Here is a 24,790-nt window from a genome sequence, read left to right on the forward strand (position 1 = left end):
CTAAAATCCAATACTAAGGTTGCATTTATTCCTTTCAAAATCTTATTTTTACTTCTTAAAAAAAGTTAAAATGTGTTATCACAATTCGATTAACACCGATACTCAAAATCTGGAACGAAAATATAAAAAGCGGCTGAAAGATCAGGCGGTATTTAAACCCATTTTCCATGCCTCAGCCTTTGAGTTTTTAGCATGGCCAATTATAACCAATCAAAGCGAGAGTATAGAAATGATGAATTGGGGATTAATCCCAAGCTGGATTTCGGGTACTGCTGCTGCCACAGGAATAAAGTCTAAAACATTAAATGCCAGAATCGAAACTTCTCAGGAAAAAGCTTCTTTTAGAAATGCCCGGCCATGTATTGTGCCTTCAACAGGCTTTTTCGAATGGCAATCTATTGGCAAAGAAAAAATTCCATATTTTATCTATTTGCCTGAAAATCAAATATTTTCTATGGCCGGCATCTTTGATACCTGGGTCAATGATTCGGGAATTCCGGTCTCAACGTTTAGTATTTTGACGACTGAAGCCAACCCATTGATGGAAAAGATTCATAACACAAAAAAAAGAATGCCTGTGATTTTGGATCCCAAAATGGAAAATCTTTGGTTAACATCAAAGCTGGAATTCGAAAATCTCAAAAAGCCTTTTTCGGATAAAAAAATGGCTGCCCATGTGATTGGAAATACGATAAACACTAAATTGCATAATACAAAAGATGTAAGTTTACCTCAAATAAAAGAAATCAGCGAGCAACTTAATCTGTTTTAAAAGATGATAGTAAGAATCGTAAAAATGAAGTTTAAAGAAGAAAAACTGGATGAGTTTTTCGAATATCTAAAAAAAAACCAACACCGCATCAAAGCGTTTGAAGGATGTGAAATGGTGGAAATCTTACAGGACAAAAACAATCCAGGTATAGTGATGACGCACAGCCATTGGGTAGATGAGTCATTTTTGGAAAAATACAGGGTTTCTGATGTTTTTAAGGAGATTTGGGGAAATACCAAAATACATTTTGCCGACAAGCCCGAGGCATGGACTTTGCAGAGTCTTGAGAGACTAACCTGAGTATTTGAGCGTTTTAATCAATGACTTTCAATAGAAAAATATGAAACTGAAGTTAATAATATTGCTTTTACTATTTTTTGGAATAGAAAACAGTACTTTTCCCAAATCAAACTTTTCTCCGGAAGAAAACCAGAGAATTGAAAGAAAGAGAAAAAATGGGCAATACAAAAAGAAAAAACACCTGCTCAAAAAGCTTATTATGGGTAAAAGGTATTGTGATTGTCCAAAAAATTAAAAAGGTATTTTCCAAAAAATTAATAACATGAAAAAAATATTACTTTCCATTTTCTTGATTCCGATATTTTCATTTGCTCAGACTTTCGAAGAAAAAGATCTGACAATATTAAATCAAAAAGAAGGATTTGAATTGGCAGGAACTCTCACTATTCCCACCAATATGCCCGACTTTAAAATTGGGATCATGATAACCGGGTCGGGGCAAACTGACCGCGATGAAACCATAGGTAAACATAAGATTTTCAAAGACATAGCTACAAAACTTGCAGCAAATGGCATAGCCACTTACCGTTATGACGACAGAGGTGGTTACAAATCAAAAGGACCAAAAGTACAAAATAGTACAGCTGAGCAGTTGGCTTCTGATGCAGTTGAGGCTTTTACTCACATAGCAGAACTTTATCCGGGACATAAAATTGGTTTTATCGGACACAGTGAAGGCGGCGGGTTGGCAGCATTGGCCGCTTTAAATACACCGGAAGCGGCCTTTATTGTTTCACTTGCGGGTATTGCCAGAAACGGCAAAGAGGTTCTGGTACAACAAAACTATGACATTTATATTAATTCGAAAATACCTGAAAAAGAAGTAAATGCCTATATAAATGAGTTCTTTAAGCCTGTTTTGGATTATGTAATTATAGAACCCGACAGCCTGAAAAAGTTTAATTTTATTTTGGAAACCGGTAAAAAATTCAGAGAGAAAAATCCGGAGGTTGCCTTGGGTTTAAGAACCAATACTTCTGAAAAAATGGCACCTCTCTTTCATAAACAATTAGATAATCCATGGTTTGTTAGTTTTCTAAAAACTAATCCTATGGATTACTGGAAAGAAGTAAAATGCAAAACTCTGGCTCTCAATGGCAGCCTGGACGTTCAGGTGAGTCCCAAAAATGATCTCGGAGCAATTGAAGGGCTTAAAAATCCAAATATTAATTGTAAAATTCTGGATAAACATAATCACTTATTCCAAATAGCTGAGACGGGAAATCTGGCGGAATATTTCAAAATTAAAGAAGGTGTTTCAGATGAAACTATTAAAGTGGTATCAGATTTTCTAAATTCTTTCTAATTCCTTTTGGGCATAAAAAAAGCGATGAATTTTCTTCATCGCTTTTTTTTTATTTCTATCCGGTTATTACAATGAGCGTTTCAGTTCTCTGATTTCATAACTTTCAAGAATATCTCCTACCAAAATATCATTGAAATTCTTGATGCTCAATCCACATTCGTAACCGTTTTTAACTTCAGCTACGTCATCTTTGAAACGTTTCAATTGACTGATTTCACCTTCATGAACAACTATACCTTCGCGAATGATTCTCAATTTATTGTTTCGTTTCACATACCCATCGGTTACATAACATCCGGCTATAGTACCTACTTTCGAAATCTTGAACACTTCACGTACTTCAATGTTTCCGGTTACTACTTCTTCCTCTTTTGGAGCAAGCATACCTTCCATTGCTGCCTTAATTTCATTGATGGCATCATAGATAATTGAGTAAAGTCTGATTTCGATTTGTTCGTTGTCAGCGATACGTCTTGCATTATTAGATGGACGAACCTGGAATCCAATCACAATAGCATCGGCGGCAGAAGCTAGGGTTACATCTGATTCAGATATCTGACCCACCGCTTTATGTATAATATTAACTACAACTTCTTCGGTTGAAAGTTTCAGTAATGAGTCGGCTAAAGCTTCAACTGAACCATCCACGTCACCTTTAACGATAATATTGAGTTCTTTGAATGTACCAATGGCTTTTCTACGACCAATTTCATCAAGGGTAATATGTTTTTTGGCTCTTATACTCATTTCACGGTTGAGCTGCTCACGTTTGTTTGCAATCTCTCTGGCTTCACGGTCAGTCTCCATGATATTAAATTTATCGCCAGCCTGAGGAGCTCCCGGAAGACCTAATATCTGTACCGGTTCTGATGGTCCGGCACTCTGGATACGCTCACCCAGGTCATTTACCATGGCTCTCACTCTACCAAAATATTGCCCTGCCAGCATAATATCGCCTACTTTCAGTGTACCGTTTTGAACCAGGATAGTAGAAACATAGCCACGACCCTTGTCTAAAGACGCTTCTATTACTGTTCCGAAAGCTTTACGATTAGCATTAGCTTTCAACTCGAGCATTTCTGCCTCAAGCAATACTTTATCCAGCAATTCGTCAATTCCGATTCCTGATTTTGCAGATACTTCCTGTTCCTGGTATTTTCCACCCCAGCTTTCGACCAGGATATTTTCTTTTGAAAGATCTTCTCTGATTTTGGCAGGATTGGCACCCGCTTTATCAATTTTATTCAGAGCAAATACTATTGGTACTCCGGCATTCTGAGCATGATTAATTGCTTCTTTGGTTTGAGGCATCACACTGTCGTCTGCAGAAATTACAATGATTACAACGTCGGTAACTTTTGCACCTCTCGCACGCATGGCGGTAAAGGCTTCGTGACCGGGAGTATCCAGAAAAGTAATTGATTTACCTTTGTTGGTACCTTCTTTCATTTTTACTGAATAAGCTCCAATGTGCTGCGTGATACCACCTGCTTCTCCACTGGCTACTTTTGAGCGACGAATATAGTCAAGCAAGGATGTTTTACCATGGTCAACGTGACCCATAATGGTAACAATCGGAGCTCTTGGGCTCAAATCGTCCTCGTTGTCGGCTTCTTCAAGAGATTCTATTACTTCCTCATCTTCAGCAGATATAAATTCAACTTCATAGTTATGTTCCAAAGCCACCATTTGGATAGTTTCGGCGTCAAGTCTTTGGTTGATTGAAGCAAAAATACCCATTTTCATACAAGTACCTATGACTTCGTTTACCGACACATCCATGAGTGATGCCAACTCCGACGCTGAAATATATTCGGTAACTTTTAGTATGCCGCTTTGTTCCAACTCCTGCAAATCAAGTGCATCTTGTTGCTCAGCACGGTTTCTACGTTTTTCCTTTCTATATTTAGAACCAAAGTCCGGTCCTTTGCTATGCATTTTGGAAATAGTACTTTTGATATTATCTCTAACATCTTCGGCTGATACTACATCTCTTCTATCTTTACCTTTGCGGTTATCTTTTTTGCCTTTCGAATCGTCAACTTTTGGTTTTGCTGCTGTACTATTCGGCGTCTGTGGTGAATTAGGTTTGTTTTGGTTATTTTGAGTATTAGCGTTAGGATTATTGGGACCACCTTCTCTTTTGTCTCTGTTATGATGATCAAAATTAGGTCTTGTGGTATCGGCCACTTTTTCGCCAACAATTACTCTCTTTCTCTTTCTCTTTTGTTTTAGTTCTTCTTTGGTAAGAGGTTTTTTCTCTACTGGAAGCTCAATTTTCCCAAGTACTTTCAAACCCTGTAGTTTATCACCCTGAGCTTTGATTAATTTTGGTGGTACAATTTCTTCCGGTTTTTTCTCAACTTCTTCTTTTTTGAAAACCGGCTTTTTATCTTCAACCTTTACTTCAACTTTTCCTCAACTTTCTCAACTACCCTTTCGACTTTCTCCTCTACTTTTTCAACAATTTCTTCAGGTGTTTTTACAATTTCTGCTACCTCAGGCTTGATTTCTGTCGCTTTAACTACCTCCACTACCGGTTCAGCAACTACTTCAACCGGCTCTTCTTTTACTTTTTCAATAACGACCGGTGCTGGTTTTTCTTCAACTATTACAACAGGAGCTTCTTCTTTAACAGGTTCAATTACAGGCACTTCAACAACTTCCTCTACCACTTTCACTTCTTCCACTACCGGAGGAGCAGGTGGAGGAGTTTCTTCAATAGGTACAATTACCGGTGCTTTCTTGCTATCGAGATCAATTTTCCCTAATACGGTTGGTCCCTGAAGGTTATGCTCAATTTTTATAATTTCAGGCTGAGCGGGCTCTTCTCTAAAATACCTGATTTCATTATCATCAGAATGTACGTGAGATTTTTCAGTCTCAACAGCCTTTGCTCCAAATTCATCGCCCAGCAATTCAGGGGCATTTAACTCTTTTGATAATACCTCAAGCAGGTCATAAGTAAGTTTGGCGTTGGGATTATTATCAATACGATGACCTTTTGAGCTCAGAATCTCAATAACAGTAATGGTACCTACGTTAAGTTTCTTGGCCGCCTGGCTAAGTCGCATCATTTTTTCTTCTGCCATAAAATTTCTAAATTTTTAAAATATAAACTAAATACTGGTGTGGATACAATTTATTAAAACCCAAATCATTCAAACTCTTTTCTCAGGATATCAAGTACTTCGTCAATACTCTCCTCTTCCAGCTCAGTCCTACGCAACAAGTCGGCTTTTGAAACTCCCAAAACAGATTTCGCTGTGTCTAAACCAATTTTGCGGAATTCTAACAAAATCCACTCTTCGATTTCGTCGGTAAATTCCATCAAATCTACGTCTTCCTCTTCTACTACACCTTCGATATCTCTGAAAACGTCAATTTCCAGACCTATCAGTTTACTTGCCAGTTTGATATTCAAACCACCTTTACCGATAGCCAAAGATACCTGATCAGGTTTAAGAAATACCATAACACGGTCACCTGATTCATCCATTCTGATATTGCTGATTTTTGCCGGGCTCAATGACCTCGAAATCAGCAGGTTCATATTATCAGTCCACTGAATCACGTCAATATTTTCATTTTCCAGTTCTCTTACTATAGAATGAATCCTGGAACCTTTCATACCCACACAAGCTCCTACCGGATCTATGCGATCATCGAATGATTCAACCGCAACTTTAGCTCTTTCGCCCGGCTCCCTAACAATTTTCTTAATGGAAATCACACCATCCTGAATCTCAGGTATTTCCAACTCAAAAAGTCTTTCCAAAAATACCGGGGAGGTACGAGAAAGTGTCAATTTAGGATTGCCATTATTGATTTCTACTTTATGAATGATAGCTCTGATAGAGGTGCCTTTACGGAATCTGTCTTTTGGTATCTGCTCACTTTTAGGAAGTGAAAGCTCATTACTTTCTTCATCAATACAAATGATCTCTTTTCCTAAAATTTGGTAAACTTCTACAGTAACCAATTCACCAACCTGATCTTTATATTGATCAAAAAGCATTTCTTTTTCAAGGTCTTTTACTTTTTGAATCAAAGTCTGGCGGGCGGTCTGAACTATTCTTCTTCCGAAATCCTCTATTTTTACTTCCTCATATACTTCCTCACCAATTTCGAAATCGGGCTCGATTTTTACTGCCTCAGAATAAGGGATTTTGTCAACGTCCCAAATGTCTTCTGAGTTATCATCAACGATTTCTCGTTTTCTCCACATTTCAAGGTCACCGCTTTCAGCATTGAGGATTATATCAAAATTATGGTCATCGCCGTAAGCTTTACGGATCATCGTTCTGAGCACATCCTCAAGGATGGCTATCATAGTAGGCCTGTCAATGTTTTTTTCACGGGCAAACTCAGCAAACGATTCTATTAAATCACCACTATGCATGTTTATCTAAATTTTTTATTTAAATGAAATGACAACTTTCGCTTCTTTTATTACTTTTATTTCCAATGTGACCGCTTCGGGCACAATTTTCTTCTTTTTCTCCGGTTGAATTACAATTTTTCCGTCTTCAAACGACTTCAGTTCACCTTTAATTTCATCTCCGGTTTCTGTAATTATTTTCAGGGTTCTTCCAATATTTTTCAAAAACTGACGGTCAAATTTCAATGGGCTGTCGGCTCCGGGCGAGGACACTTCCAGTGTAAATGCAGAATCAATTACCTCTTCCAGCTCTTTTCCTAGTTTTTGACTGATTAAACCACATTCGTCAATCGAAATCCCCTCATCAGAATCAAGGTAAACCACAACTTTTTTCCTTAACTTTGAGTCAGAAGCATAAATATCCACCAAATAATATTCTGTTTGATCTATTATCTCAAGGACAAATTTTTCGACTAATTCTTTCAAAGACATACAAAACCGGGATATTTACCAATAAAAAAGGAGGTTTTTGACACCCCCTCATTCATAATTTCACTGCAAAAATAGTATATATTTTTCAAAAAAATCAATTTATTTTAAATTTAAATTACGTATAAAAGCATTTTGAGGCTAATTTATGTTTTAAATCAGATAAAATAAATCGGTAATCATAAATATGTATTTTAATTTCCCATAGCTAATGATTATTATTGCAAAACATTAATCGTTCGATTTGTTTGGCAATCATTAATTTCATCAGAAAATTCTTCTTTTTAATCAATGTTTTGTTTGGTTTATATTCCTTATTGGTATTCCAACTGGTGTATGCCGCTGACATAAAACATTGGCTAGGTGGCTTTTTGATGATGTCCTATCCTTTAGTTTTAGCCGGGCATATATTTTTTGCAATTTCCTGGATTTTAGTTAAATCAAAAAAAGCATTCTTATCTATTGCTTTGCTTCTGCTAACATTTTCTATTTATGACCGCACATTTAAGCTCATTCCTGCAGACGTAAAACCCCGCCAAGAATTTACATTTTCGGTTTTAAGCTATAATCTGATGTATGGTGACTATCATGGTTTTGTAACCGGAACAGACAAAAATACAGGCACAAGTCAATATAATGTCCTGGATACCCTCACGGCAGACATTCGTTGTCTTCAGGAATTGTATAATAGTGAAGATTACAAAGAATTTGATTTGATTAATAAGCTGTCAAAACGAAATGAGTATTATGTTTATATGCATTCCAATCCGGGAAATGATAAAGGTAAGGGCTCGGTCGGACTGGCGATTTTTTCCAGATTTCCGATTATAAATAAAAAGGAACAATACTGGCCTCCAAATAACAATGGAATTCTGGCAGCAGATATTGTAATTAATAAAGATACCGTCAGGGTCATGAATGTGCAGTTGAAGTCAATGGGAATCAGGGTGCGGAAAATGTTTAAAAACAAGAATATTGATCAGGAAGAAACCCGTAATGTACTTTCAAAACTAAAAAGAGGTTTTGAAGAAAGGGCTGTTCAGGTCGATCTTGTTGAAGAATGGATAAAAGACAGCCCTTATCCTGTATTGTTGGTTGGAGACCTCAATGAGTTGCCTTATGGGTATGCTTACGGAAGATTCAGAAAAAATTTAAGCAACGCTTTTGAAACCAATGGTTTTGGTTTTGGCTTTACTTACCATAAACTACCCGGATTTCTAAGAATAGACAATCAGTTTTTTGACGAAAATAAAATTCAGAACATTGATTTCGCTACCATGTCAGAGATTCCATTTTCAGACCATTACCCCATAAAGGGCTGGTATTTAATGAAATAATTCTTTATCAAAAACCTATTTTCTTTTTGGAAGAAACAGATTTCCCTTCAAAATACTCATCCAGTTTTTGCAGTTCCAGTTCAAATCCACCACTCAAAATCGGGAACCTGGTCCAACTTCTCGGGTCAAGATTATGAGTATCAAGATGAAAACCAGGGGCGTAACGTTCTCTTTTCCACTGATTTCTGCTCCAAAGCTTAAAAAATCTTTTCACCCAGGCATGCAAGTCTGTTCTGGAATGGATATTTTCATAATATTTTTCCAGAAATTTAAAACATTCCAGAGGCGACTTCTTATCTCTTACTGCCAAAAGTTCAATTTGGTTTAAAACTTCATATGGCATCAAATCTTTTTCGTCGGTCTGTTTATTTTCTTTTGGACGTAATTCGGCAGTTGGCTGTAAAGCATTGACATATTTGAGTCCTTCAATTTTTATTTGCTTGCCTTTCACTTCACAACCGGTCTTTTCCAACCAAATCAACCATGTTCTGAGCCAATTTTTGTCAATTCCGGCAATAGGACTGATACTGCCTGCCGTATCGCCATCCATAGTACAATAACCCACCGCTACTTCGGAGCGGTTGGAGGTAGCCAGAAGCAAGTGATTGTTTAGATTCGCCAATAACCAAACTCCCGGGGCCCTTACTCTGGCCTGAATGTTTTGCAATGGAATATCATCAGTAGCCCAGGTCAGGTCCCTGCCAATCTGTTTTTCTATCAATTGTGTATAATTTTCGACCAGACCGTTAATGTTGACATTATAAAATCTGGCACCAATTGACTCTGCTAGTTTTTGTGCTGAGTTAAAGGTTTCTTCAGAGCTGTTTTCAGTTCCCTGATAAATGGTAAGAAGTAGAATATTCGTAATTTCAGCATTGGTTTTTGCAGCCGATATTCCCGGAATGTAATTCAATTTTTGTTTTACTTTCTCTATACCAACACTTTCGTCACCCAACAAAACCATTAAGCCACAAAGTGCAGTCACAGCACAGCTGTCGGCCCCACCTGAAAGCGAAACTGTATATCCAAATGACCGGGATTTTCTTAAATAATCAAATAAGGCCAGGCTCACCGCTCTCGAAAACTCTTCTTCTTTCAATGAGCCACCTTTTTCAAAAGCTTCGGTTTCAGCAAGTGATGTTTGTGGATTTACCGTAAAACTTATCTGAAAATTGGAATTTACCAATTTTAAATCTGTTGGGAAAGAAGATTTAATTTTGGCCTGTTCAATTTTATTTTTACCCAAATCAATAACTGCAGTAGTAAGCGTGTAATCGGCATAACTAAATCTCTGACTTGATGCCAGCACATCACCACCGGAACAGATCATTGCATCGCCATCAAATATTAGCCTTCCTGATTCATTTCCGAGCAAATTGGCATATACATAAGCACAACTGTAAGCCCGCGAAGAATCAGCCACCAACTGTTCTCTGATTTTAAATTTATGAAAAGCAAAAGGACTGGCACTAGGATTCAAAATAATATCAACTGCTTTATCAAAATGTCTTGCCGCCGGCCTGTTGGGCACCCATGCGTCTTCACATATTTCAAGTCCTATTCTAATATTTTCAAAACTAAAAACCAGATCACCTACCGGATATTTGAAGCCATTAATACTAATTTCTGAACTTTGTCCTGCCTTCCAGCGATGAAACCACCGGTCTTCGTAGAAAAGGCCATAATTGGGAAGATGTTGTTTACAAACAAAACCCAGCAACTGTCTGTTTGCAATCAAGGCCGAAGCATTGTAAATTTTATTGTTGATCCAAAGTGGCAATCCTACAGAAACCACCAGGTCTTGTGTATGATCTTGTATTTCCTCAAGTATTTCCAGTGAGATTTTTGCTACATCTGGAGAATAAAAGGCATCTTCGCAGCCGTAACCCGAAATACACAACTCAGGAAGGCAAAGTACCTGAACTTCCTGACTCTTAGCCTCTTCAAGAGCATTCAGAATGTTGGATTTATTTCCCAACCAATCGAGTGGGGTTTGATTAAGTGCTACCGCACCCACTTTCATCAATTCCATAATTTTGATTTTCTTTGTTCAAAATTAAGAAGAAAAATTCACAAAAGGTGAATTAGTGGCAAACAGAAGGATAATACAAATGCCGAACATTAGAATTAGAGAAAATTACAGTTGAATATCGCTAAACCTTACATTTTTAAAGAAGTAGGATGATAAAAAGGCTCATTTTTATAAATATGGGAAATTCAATTATTTTGATAAACGATTCATTCCAATAAAATGGAAATGAACAAAGATTTTCATTGTTTTTCGAGTTGCTTACTTCAATTCAAAATCTTATTATTGTCCTATTTTTTGATAAGTTACTGTCAGTATATCCAATATTATTTGTACATTGAATAATTATTTTATGACCTAAATTCTAAAAAATGGCGTGCCAATCCAATTTTTGGAAGTATACTTACTTGATCTATATTAATACCCCCAATTAAAAATAGGAAAAATGGTACCGTAAGATAATTTTTTTGATTGAAAACAAAAAATGTTTTAACGGTATTAAATTTATTATATTATGTTAATTTTCAATTATTTACAATGGTTTTGAATTATTGATTTATATCAATATGAAAAAAAATAAATAATAATATTAATGATTTTGAGCATTAATTTTGCAATTGATTTAAATCAACAGGGCAATATAAAATAAAAAAGTAAAAATTATGGAATTAATAGTTTCAACCAAAAAGCAAGAAAAAAATCATTATTTCACGCATCAAATTAAACAAAGTAAGCCTTCAATTTCTACTACTTTTTCGGGTTGCTATTTAATGGAGAGCATTGGAAAAAAGCAATTTTGTTTCGTTTTTGACAGAGGTTTGGAAGTCCTATAAAAAGAAATAAGGATGAAAACTTCATCCTTATTTGCCAATTACTATTGAGTGATAATATTTTAAAAATCTTTTATTGAGTGAATATTTAAAAAATTTATTGAGTGATACTGTTTTCTATATTGAGTGATAATAATTTTAAGAACTATTGAGTATTTACAAGCAAACCATAAAAAACTAAATTCAAATTCACACTTTCTTTTTTAAACTATTGAGTGATAAAATTAAAAAAATTCTTCTCCCCAACTTCCCCATAAATATGTAAATCGATTTATTAGGAAATATTTCAAAATGAGAAAGTCGGGGTGAAAATTTTGATGTTCATTTAAATTATATGAGAATTCTGTGCCAATTTTCTGAAACCTATTTTACTAAAAACTGCTTAAAATATAATTAAAGCCGGATTTCTTGGATAGATACAACAAAACAATGTGATTTGTTACCGCTTAATCAAAATGATACCTTTTAATAATATTTACCTTTTTTTTTGACAAAATATCAAATGTAGCCGTTAGAAAAGTATTCATTTTAAATGTATCACACTGGTACAATATTTGACAATTAGATCAACTCAAAAACGGCTTCAATTTCGACGGTAATTCTACCCGGAAGCGAGCCCATACCTACTGCACTTCTGACGCCAATCCCGTGTTCCGTACCCCATATTTCGGCAAAAAGCTCACTACAGCCGTTGATTACATAAGGATGCAAATCAAAATCTGGATGGGCATTGACCATTCCCAAAACTTTAACTACTCTCTTTACCCTGTTAAGAGTTCCAAGGTTTTTTTTCAAAGTCGAAAGTATGGTTAGACCCACCTGGCGTGCAGCTAATTTCCCAAATTCCTTATCAACATCTTCTCCTACTTTTCCAACAAACTGGGTGCCATCTACACGGTCAGGCCCATGTCCTGAAACATAAACCAAATTGTCAACAATTAATATTGGCTTGTAAACACCCTTTGGCTCAGGTGCTTTAGGAAGTTCTTTGGAATAGTTTTCCAGTTTTAAATCTGCAGTCATATTATTTTATCCAAAATTATTACTCCTATTAGTCCTACTATCGAGACGATGGTTTCCATAACACTCCAGGTACGGATAGTCTGTTTAATGGAAAGATTAAAATACTCCTTAAAAAGCCAGAAACCGCCATCGTTAATATGCGAAAACATTAAACTCCCCGAGCCTACTGCAAGTACCAAAAGTTCCTTAGATACACTGGGATTGGCCTCAATCATAGGTATCAAAATACCTACAGTGGTAAGACCTGCAACTGTAGCAGAGCCGATACATACTCTGATAATGGCAGCAATCATCCAACTCAAAATTAAAACATTCATATCAAACTGCACCAAAAGACTTCCAAGATATTGACTTGTTCCGCTGTCAATAAACACTTGTTTTAATGCACCAGAACCGGCTATAATCAAAAGAATTGGAGAAATGCTTTTTATTGATTCTTCGAGTAATTTTGAGGTTTCTTTAATGGTTAGCCCCCGACGGACTTCAAGGAAATATATAGCTGCAAGTACAGAAATCAACATGGAAATATATGGCTCAGAAAGTAATTGAATCACCTGATTTTCAGCGAATTGATTTTTAATAATAGAAAAAAATGAAATCATAAAAACGGGTAAAAGTGCTATCCCTAAACTGATACCTAATCCCGGAGGATTGGGATTCTTTTTATCATCTTTTGCAGCAAATATGGAATTCTCAAGATTAACTTCAAACTTCTTTAGCGTACTTCCAAATACCGGCCCAGCAATGGCAATAGCGGGTATAGAAATGATAATTCCATAAATCAAAGTTTTACCCAAATCGGCTCCAAACTGGCTGGCAATAACCGCCGGAGAAGGGTGTGGAGGAAGATACCCATGGGCCACCGATAAAGCCGATAACATTGGAATAGCCAAATACATAATTGGCAATTTTGTGAGCGACGCAATACTGAAAATCAGAGGAACTACAATAATAAAACCTGCATTATAAAATAGAGGTATTCCGATAATAAAACCAGCCAGGGCAAGGCCCCATGTAAGGTACTTTTCACCAAATACTTTTACTATTTTTCCGGTAATCAATTCTGCCGCTCCGCTATGAGCCACCAATTTGCCCAGCATTGACCCAAAGCCTACGATCAAGGCGAGTTCTCCCATGGTGTCTCCAATTCCCTTTTTTATCGAAATGCCAATGGCAGGAATTTGCATCCGGGTTAATAAACCAAAACACACAGTGACGATTACAAAAGAAATAAAAGTATCAAGTTTTAAAACTGAGATAAAGAATATCAACAGCAGAATAACTGCCAAAGTGAAAATTATAGGCATAGTGTTAAGGCTTAAATGAATCCAGAGAATGAATTCTGAATTCATGATTTTTTAAAAGGTTGAATATTTGGCAATAATACAAATCAAAAAGGATTTATTCCTAATAATTTTATTTATTATCCAAAAAAAAGAGAGACCGTTTGAGTCTCTCTTCTTAATTATTTAAATAATTATTAGCTTTTTATTTTGATTTTTTGGCCTACTTTCACAGTATTTCCTTTGATATTATTCCACTTTTTTATATCATCAATTGTAACACCTTCATATCGTTGAGAAATATTCCAAAGGGTGTCGCCACGCTTAACAGTATGAATACTTTTAGGCTTTTTGATATTTTCAGACGAAGATTTTGCAACCAAACTGTTTGCTTTAACTCTTTCTTTTTGATTAACATAAATAGTCAATCTTTCTCCAACCAAAACCTTTGATGATTTTTTGTTATTCCATCTTTTTATTTCGGATGAAGTCACATCATATCTATCTGCAATTCTGTTAAGGAATTCTCCTCTTTTTACTCTATGTACTTTTTTAACCTGACGAGTGATATTTTTATATTTTACTGGTTCATCGTCTTTATGCATCACCAAATCAGGCACCAAGGTGGATTTCCTTCCAATAACGATTGTGCCGTCGCTAAGTGTAGTATAGTCAGCTGAAGTACCACTTGAAGCAAGTACTGCTTCATTATTTGCTGGTTGTATTGGGCTAATTTGCTCTTTGATTTGAGTTTTTGATGCGGAATCAAGAATAAAATCACGCTTACTATTAAAAACCAACATTCTATTGGCTGGCATTGCTATTTCATAACCCATTGGCATTTCCGGCACCACGTCTTTTTTAAGATGAGGATTTAACTTTTTGATTTCTGCCAAATCGATTTCACTTAAATTGGCCAATACATTAAGGTCAACAAAAGTGTTTACATTGATTTTTTCAACAGGGATAAACTCTTTTTTATTTTTTGGAAAAATGCCATGTTTTTCGCCAAAATTCATCAAATAAGCCAATGCTATAAATTGAGGAACATAAGCCCTGGTATCGGGATGAATATGAGGATGCAAATCCCAATAATTACTTTTTCCTGTTGCTTTTATAGTTCTGCTGATTCTTCCCGGTCCGGTGTTATAAGACGCCAGTGCCAAATCCCAATCCTGAAATCTGTTGTATAGAATTCCTAAATACTTACATGCTGCGTCTGTGGACTTTTCGATATGCATTCTTTCATCGATATAGTCATTGATTATCAGCCCCATCTCTTTGCCTGTAAAAGACATAAATTGCCACAAACCAACGGCTTTACTTCTGGAAACTGCCTTTGGATTAAGACCTGACTCAAGCAGAGCCAAATATTTCAGTTCCTGAGGCATGTCGTTTTCTTCAAGATATTTTTCGAAAATCGGAAAATATACATCTTTCTCTTCCATCATGTGGCGAGTAAAGCTTGGACGACGAATTAAAAAGAAATCAAGATATTTTTTTACGCTTTCGTTATATACCATTGGCATGGTTTGCTCAATACTCTTAAGTCTCGCCTCTACAACGGCAGGGTCTTCAATAAGTATTGTATATTCTTTTTTATCGCGTTCATCAAAAACGGTAAGTTCGTATGGATACACGATTTTAGGTACCAAATCGGCAACAACCGAATCGATATTTCCTGTTTTTTCTTCTAATACTTCAACATTGACCTGTGAGAAAACCTCAGACACAGCGACAACGTTAACCAACAAAGAAAAGGTCAAAAATAATTTTGAGATTTTCATAAATTCTAATGAGTTTTCACTTAATTTAAAAATATAACGTGATTACTTAGGAAAGCAATTGCTCAAAACTAACATTTTTATTTTAAAAATGCATATTCTGCGAAAAAAAAATTACAAAAAAGTCTGAATAATAATACTTTATATAATTTCTGACGCAAATTCCAATAATTTTTTCTCTGAAAAATCGGCACTAAGTATTTGAAAACCGACAGGCAGTCCTCCCTTAGTAATACCATTAGGAACAGAAATAGCTGGCAAACCCACTACGTTGGCATGTACCGTAAAAATATCTGCCAGGAACATCTGAAGCGGGTCTTCTCCTCCATTTGCTCCTATTTTGAACGCCGGAGTTGGGGTAGTAGGTGATACAATAAAATCAACATTTTCAAAAAATGCTTCGGTCTCGGCTTTGATTATTGCTCTAACTTTTTGAGCTTTGGTATAATAAGCATCATAATAGTCGGCACTCAATATAAAGGTACCCAACATAATCCGCTTTTTCACTTCTTTTCCAAAGCCTTCACCCCTTGATTTTTTGTATAATTCCTCAAGATTTTTGGCATTATTTGCCCTGTGACCATACCTTATTCCATCATATCGGTTAAGGTTAGAGCTGGCTTCGGCCATAGTCAAAATGTAGTAGGTTGGAAGCAAATACTTTAACTTGGGAAATGATAAAGGGACCAATTCATGCCCGGCATTTCTCAAAGCTTCAAGCCTATTTTCAGTATGCAATTTCACCTCATTATCAAGTCCTTCCGATTCTAAAGCTTCAGTGAAATATCCAATTTTATATTTTTTCTTTTCAGATGAAAACTCAGAAAACTTTTCAGTAGGGTGCGGATACACCGTACTGTCAAATTGATCTTGTCCTGCCATTACCTCTAATAGCAAGGCTACATCTTCAACATTATTGGCAATTGGTCCAACACAGTCAAAAGAAGATGCATAAGCAGCCAAACCCCACCTTGAAACTCTGGAATAAGAAGGTTTAAGACCTACGACTCCACAAAATCCGGCAGGTTGCCTGACAGACCCACCGGTATCTGAGCCGATTGAAGCATGGCATAAACCCGCTTGCACTGCTACTGCCGAGCCTCCACTAGAGCCTCCCGGCACTCTGGATGTGTCAGCAAAATTTTTCACGGGGCCAAAAGCTGAATTTTCGTTGGAGGAGCCCATAGCAAATTCATCGCAATTTTGACGCCCGATAATTATGGCATCTTCATCAATCAGTCTTTGTACAGCAGTTGCCGTAAACTGAGATTTGAACCCTTCCAGAATTTTACTACCTGCTTGCAGACCGTGATTTTTATAGGCAAGTACATCTTTGATTCCAATCACCATTCCGGCAAGCTTTCCGGCATTGCCGTTTTTGAATTTTTCTTCAACAATTTTTGCCGAGGCCAGAGCCTCTTCTCCATATACTTCAAGGAAAACATTGAGGTCCTTATTTTCTTCGATTCTATTAAGGAAACTCTCAATAGTTTGACTAAGAGAAATATCTCCGCTTTTAAGTTGAGATTGATATTGTTTAAAACTTTTGTATGTCACGGGTGATTAATAGAAAGTTTGACAAATTCTATATTTCGAAAAAATAATAATAACTTATCGTTTCAAAATTTACAATTTCTTAATTGATATAAAAAATAAAACAACAGAAGCAAACATCTGTTTGTCTCTGTTGTTCAACAAAATATCGCGACAACGGAAATATTAATCTTCCGAATTTGCCGCTTTTTCGATATTATCTTTTACTTCTTTGGTAGCATCTTTAAACTCTCTGATGCCTTTTCCTAATCCACGAGCCAATTCAGGCAACTTTTTAGCTCCAAAGAATAATAATATTACAAAAACGATAACGAAAATTTCAGTACCGCCTAAGTTTCCTAAAAACAATAATGTTGCTAATTCCATGAGTCAAATTAAAAATGATAAACAAAGTTACAAAATAATCAATAAACCTAAAGTTTTTGATGAATTATTAAAGTCCAAATACTTAATTGTGTATATGAAACGGAATAAAAGATAAGGAATTATTCAATATTATTTTCCTGAAGCCATTTTTCGAATTTAGCTATCTCATCTGTTACCGAAACAAACACAAAAGAAATCAAGGCTACGTCATCAGTAAAACCCAAAACTGGTAAAAAATCGGGAATTAAATCAATTGGGGACAAAAAATATAAGAACGATGCCAGAATCACAACGAGATTTTTCAAATCCACTTCCCTATATCGCCCCGAAGCATAAAACTTTAATAGCTTCCCTAAAGTAAGTATCTGATCCCTGACACTTCCCAAAACAGAACCCAGGCTTTCGGTCTGGAATTTTTGAAAAACCTGCTTGAGAAGTTGAAGAATCCCGGCAGAGTTTGTGGCCATTCCTTTGGCTTTATTTTTGGATTTACCGTAAAAAACAGAAGTTAAAATTCGCCCCACTATATCCGATTTATTCATATGAAAATAACGTCATTTTGTACCAAATAAATATATAATATCAATAAAACAAATATCAATGAAAAATAATCCAAAAAATACAAAAAAACGAAAACAATATTTTAGCAAATATTAAAAAGATACAATATTTTTGTTCTTATTTAAAAAAACAAAAGGCTTAATATAAAAATAGTTAAATTATTATGAAAGTAACAGTTATAGGTGCCGGTGCCGTAGGAGCTACTGCCGCCGACAATATTGCCAGAAAGCAAATTGCCTCTGAAGTGGTTATTCTGGATATCAGAGAAGGTTTCGCTGAAGGTAAAGCAATGGATCTATCACAAACGGCTTCGATTGAAGGTTTTGATTCAAAAATAGTTGGTGTTACAAATGACTATCAGCGTACCGCAAAATCAGATGTGATTGTAGTTACCTCAGGTGTTCCCCGTAAACCGGGCATGACTCGCGAAGAGCTAATCGGCATCAATGCAGGGATTGTCAAAACTGTAGTAACCAACGCTTTAGCAGTATCTCCTAAAGCAGTGATTATCATTGTGTCTAACCCAATGGATACTATGACTTACCTTACTTATCAGGTGGCTGCCGAAATGGGTATCTCAAGGAAAAAAGTTTTAGGAATGGGTGGAGCTCTTGACTCGTCGAGATTCAGATACAGATTATCTGAAGCTATGAATGTAGCTCAAAGTGACATTAACGGTATGGTAATTGGCGGTCATGGCGATACCACTATGATTCCTTTAACCCGTTTGGCTACCTGGAATGGCATTCCTGTAAGCAGATTTTTATCAGGTGAAAAACTGAAAGAAGTATCTGACAAAACAATGGTTGGTGGTGCTACACTTACCTCATTGTTAGGAACTTCGGCATGGTATGCACCCGGTGCTGCAATTGGCCAGGTAGTTGAGTCAATCCTAAGAGACGAAAAGAAAATTATTCCTTCTTGTGTTTATCTCAACGGCGAATATGGTCAAAAAGATATCTGTATAGGTGTTCCTGTTACCATCGGACGCAATGGATGGGAGAAAATCGTCAATCTGAGATTGAGCAATGCAGAAAAAGAAGCATTTGAAAAATCGGCAGAAGCTGTAAGGTCTATGAATGCTGCCCTATAATTCTGATTTTTAATTTAGATATTAAACGAAAAGCCGGTTTCAAAACCGGCTTTTCGTTTTTTTACATGAAATTAAAATCTTTTCTAAAAAAGAAATAATATGTATTTATTATCCTATTTCTTTTATAAATCTTTTATTCTCAGGCAGGAACAAACCAAAGATCAAAAATATGACCTGAATTTTCCATTTTTAAAATAAAATTGGAATGATTTAATTCAATTATCTGAAAATTATTTCCATTTATTAGCAATGCCTTTTTATCTTCTGACCATGCATAAGTAAAATAATCGTCTTTCTCTCCTTCAAAACATTTTATCTTATTTTTTGCCCAGATATACTCTCCAGTTTCCTGATTAAATGTAAAAGTATCATCATTAATACATTCGGTGAGTAAACTCTCACCATTCAAATCATAAGTTTTTAATTTCCAAACCTTTAGCTTTCCGTTGGCTTTAAAATAATCACTTGAAATCAGATCTTCTTCTTCAAATAAAGAGCAACTGCTCAATATAATGGCAGAGAAAAAGGCAAATAATCTTAATGCATTTTTCATGTTTTAATTTTTTAATTTTAGAAAAGCCTATTTTTAGAACGTTTTATGTATGTGTAAATTATTGAAAACAAACAAAAATAGCTCTTAAATAGAACATTCTACTTAAGAGCTATAAAAAATTGTACCAAATATTATTTTACGGCGATTTTTTTAATCTTTTTTTAATGCTTTGAGCATTGTTGCCCCAATTTCAGCAGGAGAATCAACTACATGTATGCCACATTCTCTCATAATCGCCATCTTGGCAGCAGCGGTATCGTCGGCTCCACCGATAATTGCACCGGCATGTCCCATTCTTCTTCCTTTTGGAGCAGTTTGCCCGGCAATAAATCCAACCACAGGTTTTTTATTCCCTGATTCCTTAATATATCTTGCGGCTTCGGCTTCCATGCCTCCACCAATTTCTCCAATCATCACAATACCCTCAGTTTCAGGGTCGTTCATAAACATTTCTACTGCTTCTTTGGTAGTTGTACCAATAATTGGGTCACCTCCGATACCAATTGCGGTTGTTTGACCCAAACCAGCCTTAGTTAATTGATCAACGGCCTCATAGGTAAGTGTTCCGGATTTTGAAACTACACCAATAGTACCTTTTTTAAATATAAAGCCCGGCATAATACCCACTTTACACTCTTCTGCGGTAATGATTCCCGGACAGTTAGGCCCTATAAGTGTAACGCCTTTACCTTGAATATATGATTTGGCTTTCACCATATCTTTGGTTGGAATGCCTTCGGTAATACAAACAATCACTTTAATACCTGCATCTGCTGCTTCCATTATTGCATCGGCGGCAAAACCAGGTGGCACAAAAATTATCGAAACATCAGCACCTGTTGATTTTACGGCTTCTTCTACGGTGTTAAATACCGGACATTCCAAATGCGTTTGTCCACCTTTTCCAGGTGTAACTCCACCCACTACGTTTGTTCCATAGTCGATCATCTGACCAGCATGAAATGATCCTTCTGAACCGGTAAAACCCTGTACGATTACTTTCGAATTTTTGTTTACTAAAATACTCATTTTAATGTTTTATTTTCCGTTTGACGGCCTTAAATCTTATTGTTTTTTACAAGTAATAAAAAATCTTCCAAATGTACCCCTGAAATTAGAATAATACAATGTTTTGTGCTAAAAAAATCAAATTTAATATGTAAAATACTATTTAATAGTTTCTAAAATAAACAAGATAAAAGGTTAAAAATCGGTAAAAAACAAAATCCCCGACATATTGCCGGGGATTTTGAAATATTAATAATTGGGAATATTATAGACCAAAAGCAGCTTTAACTTTGTCAACATAGTCAAGTTTTTCCCATGTAAACAACTCTACTTCTACTTCTTTTTGCTGGCCTGCATTATCAAATTTTTTCGTGATAACTTTTGATTCACGTCCCATATGACCATAAGCGGCTGTTTCAGAATAAATCGGGCTACGCAATTTGAATCTTTGCTCTATGGCATAAGGCCTCATATCGAAAGTTTTTTCAACAATTTTGGCGATTTCGCCGTCAGTCTGAGCCACTTTTGAAGTACCATAGGTATCCACAAAAATACCACAAGGCTGAGCCACACCGATAGCATAAGAAACTTGTACCAATACCTGGTCACAAACTCCCGCTGCCACAAGGTTCTTGGCAATATGGCGTGTAGCATAAGCAGCAGAACGGTCAACTTTAGAAGGATCTTTACCTGAGAAAGCTCCACCACCATGTGCACCTTTTCCACCATAGGTATCCACAATGATTTTTCTTCCTGTCAAACCGGTATCTCCATGAGGACCTCCAATAACAAATTTGCCTGTTGGATTAATGTGATAAGTGATGGCATCGTTAAACAAGGCCTGCAATGATGGTTTTAACTGAGCTTTAACTCTTGGAATCACGATATTTATCATATCTGATTTGATTTTTGCAAGCATTTCTTCGTCCGCAGCAAAATCATCATGCTGAGTTGAAATCACGATAGTATCAATACGCTGAGGGACATTGTCATCAGAATACTCAATGGTTACCTGAGATTTTGAGTCAGGCCTAAGATACTTAATATCAGTATTTTCTCTTCTGATAGCAGCAAGCTCTTCCAAAATTTTATGGGAAAGATCCAGAGCTAATGGCATGTAATTGTCAGTTTCTGTAGTGGCGAAACCAAACATCATCCCCTGGTCACCGGCACCCTGAGCGTTGGCTTTGTCTTCAAAATTTTCTGAAGATTTACGATCAACTCCCTGATTAATATCTGAGGATTGCTCATGGATGGCTGAAATAATTCCGCATGAATCAGCCTCAAACATGTATTCGGCTTTGGTATAACCAATTTTCTTGATAACGTTGCGGGCGATTGTCTGTACGTCAAGATACGTGTTGGTATTAACTTCTCCAGCTAATACTACTAAACCGGTGGTTACAAGCGTTTCACAAGCTACTTTTGAATTGGGATCAAATGCTAAAAAGTGATCAATGAGTGCGTCAGAAATCTGATCTGCTACTTTGTCGGGATGTCCTTCTGATACTGACTCAGAAGTAAATAAATAAGCCATTTTGTTTTAAAAATTTTTAATGAATTAATAAAATTTAATAGCAAGAGAAAATCTGAAGGTAGCTTTGCCGAAACTTTTTTGGTCGGGCGACCCACATCTTTTTTACCACCGCGGTGTTTCTGATACTCGGTTGGTTTCTTCAAAACTGAAGAACTCTTGATGTAAGTGCAAATATGTGTGTTTTTTTACAAAAAATAAAATATAAAGAAAACATATCTGCCAATATTAATTTATATAGATAATTTTTCTAAAAATTATAGTTTATTTTCAAGAAAATAAAAAAAATATCGGAATAACTATTAAAAAAAATCCTGAACTTTTTAGATTCAGGATTATTCAAAATATAGCTTAAACGTTTACATGCCTTTCACTATGATAACTTGACCTTACCAGTGGACCAGACTCCACGTACTTGATTCCTCGCCGTAGTCCTTCTTCCCGATACATGGCAAAAATATCCGGATGGATAAACTCAATCACTTCATGATGCATTTTGGTAGGTTGCAGATACTGGCCCAAAGTCAGGATATCACAACCATTTTCAGCCAAATCATCCATCGCTTTTAAAACCTCTTCTTGTTTTTCACCTAAGCCAAGCATTATGCCCGTTTTGGTTCTTTTTCCATATTCTTTGGTCTTTCTGATTTGCTCCAGACTACGGGCATACCTGGCTTGTGGTCTGACTTTACGATAAAGGCTTTCAACGGTTTCCATGTTATGAGAAACCACCTCTTGCCCGGCAGAAATCATTCTATATAATGAATCCCAGTCACTTTTAGTATCCGGAATAAGGGTTTCAATCGTAGTATTTGGAGATAGCTGTTTGGTCAAAACAACCGTTTGATACCAGATTTCGGCTCCTTTATCTTTAAGTTCATCACGATTTACAGAAGTGATAACGGCATGCTTAACACCCATTGATTTTATAGCTTCTGCAACCCTCATAGGCTCATTGATATCGTATTCTGTAGGCCTTCCAGTTGCAACTGCACAAAAATTGCAGCTACGGGTACATACATTTCCTAAGATCATAAAAGTTGCGGTTCCTTCACCCCAGCATTCGCCCATATTTGGGCAGTTGCCACTCTGACAAATGGTATGAAGTTTTTTATCGTCAACAATTTCTCTTACTTTCCTGAAATTCTCACCAATGGGAAGTTTCACTCTCAGCCAGTCCGGTCTTTTCTTCCTTTTGATCTCTTCCTGCTCTATCATTTCTTTTTCTTGGGTAGCAATTTTTTATTTCCAAAGTACAAAGTTAGATAAAGTGACGCAAAGGCTTGCGGATTTTCGGAAAATTTGGGAGCCATCATTTCGGGTTTTTTACTGAAAACCTCAAATGTCGTACCTAACTCTATGCCCGAAACATTGTCATTGAAAGTTGAAATATCAAAGTTTGAAGCCACTTTTACATGAAAACCAGGATTAAACTTTAAATTTTTGAAAAGATTTTGAAGGATATTTCCAGCACCCAAAATCCTGGTAGGATCGGTATGAATATCAGGATTGTAAGGCACAGTTTCGACCTGCTGATCCTGATTGGAGTATTTGATATAATAAGGTTTTTGAATTCCAAAAGATGGCCCACCCGAAACAATTAAACTAAATCCAATACTATTTTCTGCATCTTTATTGTAAAAATATACTTCTCTGCCGTATTGTGGTCTGATTGAAAAAAAATGGTTGGTTTTTCCATAAGTAAACTTACCTCCATACATACTAAGGTCTGACTTTTCTCTGGAGTTTTTTATAGTAACCAGCTCTACACTCAGGTATCTGTTTACAGGTTTTCCTTTATAAGTACCCACAGTCATTGAATTCCGAAGGATAGCTCCCCCAATCAAGCCTGAATGATTGTTGGTGGTGAGTCCATAAGCCAGCGTTTTGGTATCAACCTCCTCTGCTTCTTCCTGAGCGTTTAGTTGACCGTAAGTTGTACCTACTGAAACAAAAAACAGTAAAATCAATAACCTTACTTTCATATTTACTATTGCTTTCAAAATCTTTTCACAATATACGTTTTAAAATATTTGAGCCAAAATTTTTCATTTTTTTATCAAAAAAAAGAACCTAAAAGTTATAACGTAAAACTGCACAAAAAGGTTGTTTAATATTTCGTTCTATAAAAATCTTCAAAAAACTACTTCTTAAAACCGAAATAAAACGAATGGTCTATTTTTAAGATTAATTGAAAAAAAATGGCAGGAAATACTTTTTTGTATTAGAAAAAAATATAAAATTCGCATCAATATTAACCCACGACAAACGGGAATTGAAAGTTCTGAAAATCAGGGCTCTTTGCAACCGTGGCCATGCTGATGCAAAAAATTCGATTTAAGCAGGCTGTTTAATCCACAACCTCAGGTTTTCACTGTCTCTTTGATAAATTTCTTAAGTAAAATCCTGATGCCAGCAGGATTACACATATAGCAACATAGAATCCTGAAATTTTACTTTCAGGATAATTTCCTGAAAAATTTTGTACCAATATTACCATTATTACAAATATCATAAGCCCTGAAGCTATGAAAAGAAAAAGGGCAAGCTTTTTTAGTAAATCTTCCAAAAGGTTTTTTTTGCAAAA

The 24,790-nt window shown here is 36.0% G+C and carries 20 protein-coding genes, 1 pseudogene and 1 riboswitch; of the genes and pseudogenes, 5 read left to right on the top strand and 16 right to left on the bottom strand.

Going from position 1 to position 24,790, the window contains the following annotated elements:
- The first annotated feature begins 70 nt into the window (after positions 1-70).
- From IPP61_12450 to IPP61_12460, 3 genes are all read left to right on the top strand, one after another.
- A complete protein-coding gene (locus tag IPP61_12450) occupies positions 71-772 on the top strand; it encodes an SOS response-associated peptidase (GenBank protein MBL0325970.1) in 702 nt (233 codons plus the stop codon).
- Positions 773-775: 3 nt separating this feature from the next.
- The gene (locus tag IPP61_12455) at positions 776-1,072 is read left to right on the top strand and encodes an antibiotic biosynthesis monooxygenase (GenBank protein ID MBL0325971.1); all 297 of its coding nucleotides are present in this window, start codon (positions 776-778) and stop codon (positions 1,070-1,072) included.
- A 262-nt stretch (positions 1,073-1,334) separates the two neighbouring features.
- The gene (locus IPP61_12460) at positions 1,335-2,378 is read left to right on the top strand and encodes an alpha/beta hydrolase (GenBank protein MBL0325972.1); all 1,044 of its coding nucleotides are present in this window, start codon (positions 1,335-1,337) and stop codon (positions 2,376-2,378) included.
- A 66-nt stretch (positions 2,379-2,444) separates the two neighbouring features.
- Here the strand turns inward: IPP61_12460 and infB are convergent.
- The 3 genes and pseudogenes from infB to IPP61_12475 all read right to left on the bottom strand — a co-directional run bounded on the left by infB (position 2,445) and on the right by IPP61_12475 (position 7,251).
- Positions 2,445-5,470 (bottom strand): annotated as a pseudogene (infB, locus tag IPP61_12465) (translation initiation factor IF-2).
- Between the two features lie 65 nt (positions 5,471-5,535).
- On the bottom strand, positions 5,536-6,780 hold the full coding sequence (gene nusA, locus IPP61_12470) for a transcription termination/antitermination protein NusA (GenBank protein MBL0325973.1): 1,245 nt from the start codon (positions 6,778-6,780) through the stop codon (positions 5,536-5,538).
- Between the two features lie 15 nt (positions 6,781-6,795).
- Positions 6,796-7,251, bottom strand: coding sequence for a ribosome maturation factor RimP (locus IPP61_12475; GenBank protein ID MBL0325974.1), 456 nt, complete (start codon positions 7,249-7,251; stop codon positions 6,796-6,798).
- Positions 7,252-7,496: 245 nt separating this feature from the next.
- On the opposite strand from IPP61_12475, the gene IPP61_12480 reads away from it, so the two are divergent.
- Positions 7,497-8,585, top strand: a complete 1,089-nt coding sequence (locus IPP61_12480; GenBank protein MBL0325975.1) for an endonuclease/exonuclease/phosphatase family protein — start codon at positions 7,497-7,499, stop codon at positions 8,583-8,585.
- 7 nt (positions 8,586-8,592) lie between these two features.
- Here IPP61_12480 and nadE read toward each other — a convergent pair whose 3' ends face one another.
- From nadE to IPP61_12515, 7 genes are all read right to left on the bottom strand, one after another.
- A complete protein-coding gene (nadE, locus tag IPP61_12485; protein ID MBL0325976.1) occupies positions 8,593-10,617 on the bottom strand; it encodes an NAD(+) synthase in 2,025 nt (674 codons plus the stop codon).
- Between the two features lie 1,388 nt (positions 10,618-12,005).
- Positions 12,006-12,467 carry a RidA family protein gene (locus tag IPP61_12490; protein ID MBL0325977.1) on the bottom strand — a complete coding sequence of 154 codons (462 nt, stop codon included), beginning with the start codon at positions 12,465-12,467 and terminating at the stop codon, positions 12,006-12,008.
- Entirely contained in the window at positions 12,464-13,774 is a 1,311-nt protein-coding gene (locus IPP61_12495; protein MBL0325978.1) for a gluconate transporter, read from the bottom strand. The genes IPP61_12490 and IPP61_12495 overlap by 4 nt, the downstream gene beginning before the upstream one ends.
- 173 nt (positions 13,775-13,947) lie before the next feature.
- The gene (locus IPP61_12500) at positions 13,948-15,537 is read right to left on the bottom strand and encodes a transglycosylase SLT domain-containing protein (protein MBL0325979.1); all 1,590 of its coding nucleotides are present in this window, start codon (positions 15,535-15,537) and stop codon (positions 13,948-13,950) included.
- A gap of 138 nt (positions 15,538-15,675) precedes the next feature.
- Positions 15,676-17,091, bottom strand: coding sequence for an Asp-tRNA(Asn)/Glu-tRNA(Gln) amidotransferase subunit GatA (gatA, locus tag IPP61_12505; GenBank protein MBL0325980.1), 1,416 nt, complete (start codon positions 17,089-17,091; stop codon positions 15,676-15,678).
- A 162-nt stretch (positions 17,092-17,253) separates the two neighbouring features.
- Positions 17,254-17,454, bottom strand: coding sequence for a twin-arginine translocase TatA/TatE family subunit (gene tatA / locus IPP61_12510; GenBank protein MBL0325981.1), 201 nt, complete (start codon positions 17,452-17,454; stop codon positions 17,254-17,256).
- A gap of 119 nt (positions 17,455-17,573) precedes the next feature.
- Complete coding sequence (locus IPP61_12515) at positions 17,574-17,996, bottom strand: DUF1232 domain-containing protein (GenBank protein MBL0325982.1); 423 nt, start codon at positions 17,994-17,996, stop codon at positions 17,574-17,576.
- A 182-nt stretch (positions 17,997-18,178) separates the two neighbouring features.
- On the opposite strand from IPP61_12515, the gene IPP61_12520 reads away from it, so the two are divergent.
- A complete protein-coding gene (locus IPP61_12520) occupies positions 18,179-19,108 on the top strand; it encodes a malate dehydrogenase (protein MBL0325983.1) in 930 nt (309 codons plus the stop codon).
- Positions 19,109-19,247: 139 nt separating this feature from the next.
- On the opposite strand, the gene IPP61_12525 is transcribed toward IPP61_12520, so the two are convergent.
- From IPP61_12525 to IPP61_12550, 6 genes are all read right to left on the bottom strand, one after another.
- Positions 19,248-19,661 carry a hypothetical protein gene (locus tag IPP61_12525; protein ID MBL0325984.1) on the bottom strand — a complete coding sequence of 138 codons (414 nt, stop codon included), beginning with the start codon at positions 19,659-19,661 and terminating at the stop codon, positions 19,248-19,250.
- A 150-nt stretch (positions 19,662-19,811) separates the two neighbouring features.
- Positions 19,812-20,690: a succinate--CoA ligase subunit alpha gene (sucD, locus tag IPP61_12530; protein ID MBL0325985.1), complete on the bottom strand. Its 879-nt coding sequence runs from the start codon at positions 20,688-20,690 to the stop codon at positions 19,812-19,814.
- 244 nt (positions 20,691-20,934) lie between these two features.
- Positions 20,935-22,206 (bottom strand): methionine adenosyltransferase, encoded by a 1,272-nt coding sequence (locus tag IPP61_12535; GenBank protein ID MBL0325986.1) that lies wholly within the window; start codon positions 22,204-22,206, stop codon positions 20,935-20,937.
- A gap of 64 nt (positions 22,207-22,270) precedes the next feature.
- Positions 22,271-22,374, bottom strand: a riboswitch (SAM riboswitch).
- Positions 22,375-22,554: 180 nt separating this feature from the next.
- Entirely contained in the window at positions 22,555-23,421 is an 867-nt protein-coding gene (gene lipA, locus IPP61_12540; protein ID MBL0325987.1) for a lipoyl synthase, read from the bottom strand.
- Positions 23,418-24,188, bottom strand: a complete 771-nt coding sequence (locus IPP61_12545; protein ID MBL0325988.1) for a hypothetical protein — start codon at positions 24,186-24,188, stop codon at positions 23,418-23,420. The genes lipA and IPP61_12545 overlap by 4 nt, the downstream gene beginning before the upstream one ends.
- A 386-nt stretch (positions 24,189-24,574) precedes the next feature.
- Positions 24,575-24,772, bottom strand: coding sequence for a hypothetical protein (locus IPP61_12550; GenBank protein ID MBL0325989.1), 198 nt, complete (start codon positions 24,770-24,772; stop codon positions 24,575-24,577).
- Between the last annotated feature and the right edge of the window lie 18 nt (positions 24,773-24,790).

It is taken from the genome of Cytophagaceae bacterium, assembly GCA_016722655.1.
GTDB lineage: Bacteria > Bacteroidota > Bacteroidia > Cytophagales > Spirosomataceae > Leadbetterella.